Here is a 7334-nt window from a genome sequence, read left to right on the forward strand (position 1 = left end):
GGCAAATAAATTCAAGCAATAAATTTTATTTTCGAGCGGACGGTTTCGTCCGCTTTTTGCATTTATTGACAAATACAGGGTTTAGTGATAAAATATTAGTATAATTCTATGTTTTTGTAGGTACCTTTCATAATCATATTATAAAAAATTGAATTGATATAGAAACAGGAAAAGGAGTCAGTAACGGAATGATAGCAATAATTGCCGCATTTGACCGCAATCGTGTAATCGGAAAAAACGGACGTATTCCCTGGAGCATATCGGGAGAACAGAGCCGCTTTCGTGTACTTACAACCGGAAATGCCGTTATTATGGGAAGACGCACTTACGAGGAGATCGGAAAACCGCTTCCCGATCGCATTAATATTATTGTGTCCGGTACAAGACAGTTTACAGGAGAAAATTGTTATACTGTAAGTTCATTGCCGGATGCGATTGCATTGGCAGGAGATCACGATATTTTCATTTCCGGCGGAGCTGCACTGTATGCGGAGGCTCTTCCCATGGCAGAAAAGATGTATATTACAGAAATTGATGCCGAATTTGAAGGAGATACCTTTTTTCCGGATTTTAGTCAGGAGTCATTTATAAAGGAGACAATAAAGGAATGTTCAGGGGAGTTTCCTTACACTTATGTCACCTATACACGCAGATAAAAGATGTTAATATGTGTTTCATGAGAAACGGATAGATTTTAGATTCCGCTATTGACATTGTATTCTTAATGTGATATGATAAAAACATAATGGCAGAGTAGTAAACCGAGCGTAAAGTGCCTTTCGGACGGGGAGTTGCCGGAGGGACGAAGAAACGTAATGTTTTGCGGTTCGGTTTCCGCATCCCGCTGCTGCATACTGGATATAATAACACGGTGTCCTCTATGTGGCAAATTCAGACAATGGGGGACGCCCTTTTTGCGTCCTGATAAATACAGACGTATATACGGAGGAAAACAGCATGGATTATATACAAGCCAGGAATTATCTGAACGGACTTTCCGGAAAGGGCAGTGTTCTTGGTCTGGAACGCATGAGATCACTGCTTGAACTGCTTGGGAATCCCCAGGACTCACTGAAATTTATTCATATTGCCGGAACAAACGGCAAGGGTTCTGTACTGGCATATCTTTCAACTGTTTTAACCGGTGCAGGTTACAGAACCGGACGTTATATTTCTCCCACACTGTTTTCATATCGTGAACGTATTCAGGTGGACGAAAAAGAGATTGAAAGAGAGGCACTTGCTATTCATGTCACCGCCATAGCGGAAGCAATAGAAAAAATGAGTGAAAATGGCGAAGATATCCCAACACTGTTTGAAGCGGAAACAGCAATGGCTTTTCTTTATTTCAAGGAAAAGCAATGTGACATTGTAGTGCTGGAAACCGGACTTGGAGGTGCACAGGACGCAACAAATGTTATCAGTACAACAGTGCTGGAAATCATAACCTCTATCAGCATGGATCACATGACAGTTCTTGGTGATACACTTGAAAAAATTGCTGCTGAGAAAGCCGGTATTATAAAGCCTGATACCATAGTTGTTTCTGCGGCACAGCAGCAGGAGGCAGAAAAAGTTATCACAGAAACCTGCCGGAAGAATAACTGCAGTTATCACATGGTTGATTCTTCTGCTATCAGCAGCATATACTACGGCTATGAGCGGCAGTTCTTTACATATCGTTCATGGAAAAATATTGTGATTTCCCTTGCAGGGAGCTATCAGATACAAAATGCGGCACTGGCACTGGAGGCTGTAGAAGCACTGCGAACGGTGGGATTTTTAATTTCTGACCGTCAGGTTTATGAGGGACTTCTTAATACCAAATGGAGAGGACGGTTTACTTTAATCCAAAAAAATCCCGCAGTTGTTCTGGACGGTGCACATAATCCGGCAGCGGCAGAAGAACTTCGGCGTTCCCTGAAACTTTATTTTAAAGAGAAAAAGCTTTACTATATTTTCGGTATGTTTCAGGATAAGGACTATCAGAAGGTCATTGCACTTACAGCTCCGCTTGCTGAGCATATTATAACAGTAGAAACCAAAGATAATCCACGGGCAATGCCGGCAAAATCACTTGCCCAAGCAGTTGCTGCAGTAAATCCCTCTGTAGAAGCAGCGGACAGCATACAGCAGGCAGTTTCAAAAACTATGGCACAGGCAGAAGATGAAGATGCTGTTATTATTTTCGGTTCTCTTTCTTTTCTCGCTGAAGCGGAAAAGGCTGTAATGGACTACGGAAAATATGCCGAAAGGAGCATAGATTATGGAGAGGATTGATAAAATCTGTGGTCATGCATTATGGCGTAGTTATGTAGAAAAAAACCGCCTGCTTGAACAGAATCGTATCTTCTGTGGTCATGATACAAACCATTTTCTTGATGTTGCAAGACTGGCATATATTGAAAGTCTGGAACGGAATCTGAATATTTCAAAGGAATTGATCTATGCAGCCGCTCTGCTTCATGATATTGGCAGACATCTTGAATATCTGGAGGGTATACCTCATGATAAAGCAAGTGCAATGCTGGCAGGTGACATACTAAGGGACTGTGGATTTGATACACAGGAGCAAAATGAAATCATAACTGCAATAGCTCAACACAGAACTGATGAATCTGCAAAAAAAGATGACCTTGCCGGACTTATTTACAGAGCGGATAAAAAATCCCGTCCATGTATGTTTTGCGAGGCGGAGAAATTATGTAACTGGAGCAGACAGAAGAAGAACCTGAATCTGGACATATAAGTAAAGGAGTAAAAATTATGAAAATCGGAAACCGAATATTTGATGTGGAAAATGACTGCTATATTATGGGCATTCTGAATGTGACGCCGGACTCCTTTTCAGACGGCGGCATGTGGAATGATATTGAACGAGCAAAACAGCATACTGCAGACATGATAAATGAGGGGGCTTCCATTATTGATATAGGCGGCGAATCCACACGTCCCGGTCATGTACAGATAAGTGTACAGGAAGAGATCGATCGTGTTGTTCCGGTAATTGAAATGGTGAAAAAGAACTTTGATATTCCCGTATCTGTTGACAGCTATAAAAGCGAAGTAGTAGAAGCCGCTTTGAAAGCTGGTGCAGACATGGTAAATGACATATGGGGACTAAAATATGACAGAAAAGTTGCAGAGCTTACTGCTAAATATGATGTTCCATGCTGCCTGATGCACAACCGTGAAAAGGCAGAATACGAAAATTTTCAGGAGGATATGATACAGGACATAAAAGATTCACTGACCATTGCAAAGGAAGCAGGCATTGCGGATAATAATATCATTCTGGATCCGGGTATAGGTTTTGGAAAGACTTATGAACACAATCTGACAGCTATAAATCATCTGGAATGGCTGACGGAACTGGGATATCCGGTACTGCTTGCCACATCAAGAAAATCAGTTATCGGACTTACTCTTGATCTTCCTGCTGACCAGCGGGTAGAGGGTACGATCGTTACCACAGTAATAGGAGTTCAGAAAAAAGCAGCCTTTGTACGGGTACATGATGTAAAAGAGAATTATAGAGCTATCCGCATGACACAGGCAATTTTACGCGGGGGAAAGTGAAACATTATATGAACACACTGCCATATGACGAAATAAACATTGAAGATCTGGAAGTCTTTGCAAATCACGGTGTATTTCCGGAGGAAACCAGACTCGGACAGAAATTTCTGATATCTCTTACAATGTACGTTGACAGCAGAAATGCAGGAAAAACTGACTGTCTGGAAAAATCTGTGGATTACGGTGAAGTCTGCCATTTTATAACAGAATATACAAAGACCTACCCATGCAAGCTGATAGAAGCCGCAGCAGAGAAACTGGCAGAGGCGCTTCTTATTCGTTATACTATTTTAAAAGGTGTAACACTGGAACTGAAAAAACCGTGGGCTCCTGTAGGACTTCCCTTAAAAACAGTTTCTGTAAAAATCAGCAGATTCTGGCATATAGCCTATCTGGGACTTGGTTCAAATTTAGGTGACAAAAAAGCTTATCTGGATAATGCAGTAAAATCACTTGACGAAACAAAGGGCTGCCATGTTGAAAAAGTATCCTCTTACTATGTTACAGAGCCTTACGGCGGTGTTGAACAGGATGATTTTCTCAATGCCTGTCTGATGCTGAAAACGCTCCTGACTCCGGAGGAGTTACTGGAAAAACTCCATGAAATCGAACAGGCTGCACACAGGGAACGTATTGTCCGCTGGGGTCCGAGGACGCTGGATCTTGATATTTTAATGTATGATGATATTGTCATGGAAACGGATGACCTGATCATTCCTCATGCGGAAATGCATTTACGTTCCTTTGTATTAAATCCACTGTGCGAAATTGCGCCAAACAAAAGACATCCTGTTCTGAAAAAAACTGTTGCACAGCTTGTACATTCATTAAATTGACACAAAAGGAAAACAATTATGTGAGCGGCGAGCAGGGACTTTGCCCCATGCACCCCACAAGCTTTTAAAAAAGCTTGACCAAAACTTTTAAATTAAATATCATTTTCAACAAACTGAAAGCTCCGAAACAGTGACATTTCGGGGCTTTAATCATTTTCAAACAGCAGAACAATAGAGTAAAACAGGTTTCCTCTCCAATCCATATGATGAAATCTCATGGGGCAAACTTCCGGAAGATTGTGACTGGATTAAATTGGTGTAAGATTTTCGCAGACTATTTTATCTGTATTTTATTTTTCAAATACAAATTTAGATTACGTAAAATTGCTGGTTTTAATAATATTATTGGCTTATTGACAAGACTATAACAAAATGGTAAAATAAAGGTATAATTTGTTTTAATAAGGAGGATTTTTATGGATTTTTTTAAGCGGCTTGTAAGTGCGGCTGTTTCCGCTGCATGTGCAATAAGTGCTTTAAGCGGAAGCTTTGTAATGACATCTTTTGCTGATAACACTGATGCGGAAGTATTGGCAGTTACAAGCGAACAGGATGAAACACGTGAGAAAATTGAGCGTGTTGTAGAACTTGTAAATGAGGAAAGAGCAAAAGAGGGTATAGCTCCCGTTACTCTGAATGAAACGCTGACAGATGCAGCAATGCTCAGGGCAGAGGAAATAACGGAAAATTTTGAGCATACAAGACCTGACGGCACTTCATGTTTTACAGTATTAGATGATTATAATATCGGTTACTGGGGCTGTGCGGAAAACATTGCGGCAGGAAATTCAACTGCAGATGCTACGATGAATCAGTGGATTAATTCATCCGGACATTATGCTAACCTGATGGATTCGTCATATTCGGAAATCGGAGTAGGTGTTGTATACGATCCCGATACTACATATGGATATTACTGGGTTCAGCTTTTTATTGATCCGACAGATCCGATTCCGACAGCCACAACAACTCCGGCGGTCACAGCCGTTTCGTTAAGCTATGATAAGGTGACAACTACGACTACAACTACAACAAAGGCAGCCACAAGCACAACAACTACAACCCCGGCGGTCACAGCCGTTTCGTTAAGCTATGATAAGGTGACAACTACGACTACAACTACAACAAAGGCAGCCACAACTACAACAACTACAACCCCGGCGGTCACAGACGATTCATTAAGCTATGATACGGCGGTCACAGCCGTTTCATTAAGCATTTCAATTGACGATGACATGATTGATGCTGATGGCAATAACGTTAACTGGTATTTTGCTGATGAAACATCATTTGATACATCATGGATTACTGTTATGAGTTGGGATGAAGATATTACAGCCGATGTAACAATTGACTTTGGTGGTGCAACTCCAGAAAACACATATGATGGTAAATACTTTGATTATGATGTTCCATTTACAGTAACATACAATGGAGCAACATGTGAAGGTGCTATGTACGTTAAGATCGGTCAGCGCGGTGACGCTAACTGCGACCATAAAGTTAATGCCCGTGATTGTGCATTCATTGCTAATGATCGTGCTCAGCTGTATGGTTCAAAGAACACGACACTGACTGACACAGAGGGTGATTTTGCTTTATTCCTTGCAAATGCTGATGAAAGCATTTCTGAGCAGAATACAGATTGGTACGGAAAACGTGAAATTAATGCACATGATGCTGCTGTAATTGCCAGGTACCTGGCTCAAATATATAAGAACCCAGATTCTCTGCTTTTGGATATAGTTAATATGCCAATTACTGGTTATCCTTCAGGAAACGAAAGTTTAAGTGTTAGCAGTGTAACAGGGTCGCCGGGAGAAACTGTAACGTTAGAAATAGCTGTTGCTGCGGATAATAATCTGGAGTCTCTTGAGGCAGTTCTTACATGGGAAGACGCAGCTCTTGCAGCAAGCAAGGCTTCTTCACCTATATGCAGCTGGTCTTCCGATGCTGGTGACGGATATGTAACTATTGTGGCTTATAAGGATTATGCAATTGCTGATGGTACAGTCGCTACTATTGATTTTACAATTCCTGAAGATGCTGTAGATGGCACAATATATGACATTTCAGTAGAACAGTTAAACAGTTTTAGAATATTTGACGGCGAAGATACTGCTGATACAGTATCTGTATCAGGAGGAAAAATTACAGTTAATAATGTTCCGCATTTATCCCAGACAGCAATGTCACTTAATATCAGAGAAAGCAGAATGCTTTCTGTACTATATAGTGATGGTGAAGCAATTGAAGCAAGCTGGTCCTCAAGCAATGATGCTGTTGCATCAGTTTCAGACAGCGGCCTTGTAACAGCTAACGGATTGGGTACGGCAACTATTTATGCCACAACAGAAGACGGAACTTGCTATGAGTGTGAGGTTTCTGTTTTGCGTGACGATATAACTGCGCCGGCACTCTGGTTGTCAGACTGTGAGGGTGCACCGGGAGAAACTGTGACTATGTATATAAATGTGGCAGCTGATAACGATTTTTCAGCTGTGGATTTAATTATAGAACATGATTCATCTCTTATTGCAGATGAAGTATATAGTGTCAGCAAAGCTAGTGTCGCATCATCAACAGCTGATGGAATTGTTTCGGTAGTTGCTTTTACTGATAACAGTTTAACTGATGGTGCTATAGCTGCTATTGACTTTACAATTCCTGAAGATGCAGAATCCGGAACAGTATATAATGTGAAAGTTCCACAAGTAGATGGATTTATTATTTTCTCAGGTGATGACCTTGCTGATTCAGTTTCTACATTTGGCGGTACTATTACAGTTAAAGAATTTGAAAAACCAAATTATTTAAGCTATGAAAAATATGACAGTGACGATGATGGCATTTATGATTATGCTTTAATAACTGGTTGTAATGAATCAGCGGTATCTGTTGATATCCCGGCTGAAATTG

Annotated in this window: 6 protein-coding genes and 1 riboswitch; all 6 genes read left to right on the forward strand. The window is 40.9% G+C overall.

All coding sequences use genetic code 11. From position 1 onward, the window contains the following. Window positions 1-188: 188 nt before the first annotated feature. Window positions 189-656 carry a dihydrofolate reductase gene (locus tag ACI4WO_RS06805; protein ID WP_439806803.1) on the forward strand — a complete coding sequence of 156 codons (468 nt, stop codon included), beginning with the start codon at window positions 189-191 and terminating at the stop codon, window positions 654-656. A 91-nt stretch (window positions 657-747) separates the two neighbouring features. Next, window positions 748-849, forward strand: a riboswitch (THF riboswitch). A 108-nt stretch (window positions 850-957) separates the two neighbouring features. Next, window positions 958-2280, forward strand: a complete 1323-nt coding sequence (locus tag ACI4WO_RS06810) for a bifunctional folylpolyglutamate synthase/dihydrofolate synthase (protein WP_439806804.1) — start codon at window positions 958-960, stop codon at window positions 2278-2280. Next, window positions 2267-2749, forward strand: coding sequence for an HD domain-containing protein (locus ACI4WO_RS06815; protein ID WP_439806805.1), 483 nt, complete (start codon window positions 2267-2269; stop codon window positions 2747-2749). Before ACI4WO_RS06810 ends, ACI4WO_RS06815 begins: the two co-directional genes overlap by 14 nt. Before the next feature lie 17 nt (window positions 2750-2766). After that, window positions 2767-3579: a dihydropteroate synthase gene (folP, locus tag ACI4WO_RS06820; protein ID WP_439806806.1), complete on the forward strand. Its 813-nt coding sequence runs from the start codon at window positions 2767-2769 to the stop codon at window positions 3577-3579. Between the two features lie 8 nt (window positions 3580-3587). Beyond that, window positions 3588-4415, forward strand: coding sequence for a 2-amino-4-hydroxy-6-hydroxymethyldihydropteridine diphosphokinase (folK, locus tag ACI4WO_RS06825; protein WP_439806807.1), 828 nt, complete (start codon window positions 3588-3590; stop codon window positions 4413-4415). A 416-nt stretch (window positions 4416-4831) separates the two neighbouring features. Beyond that, window positions 4832-7334, forward strand: a 2503-nt coding sequence (locus tag ACI4WO_RS06830; RefSeq protein WP_439806808.1) for a CAP domain-containing protein, incomplete at its 3' end; no start/stop codon positions are given.

Origin of the sequence: Porcipelethomonas sp., assembly GCF_051893655.1 — a bacterium.
Lineage (GTDB): Bacteria > Bacillota > Clostridia > Oscillospirales > Ruminococcaceae > Porcipelethomonas.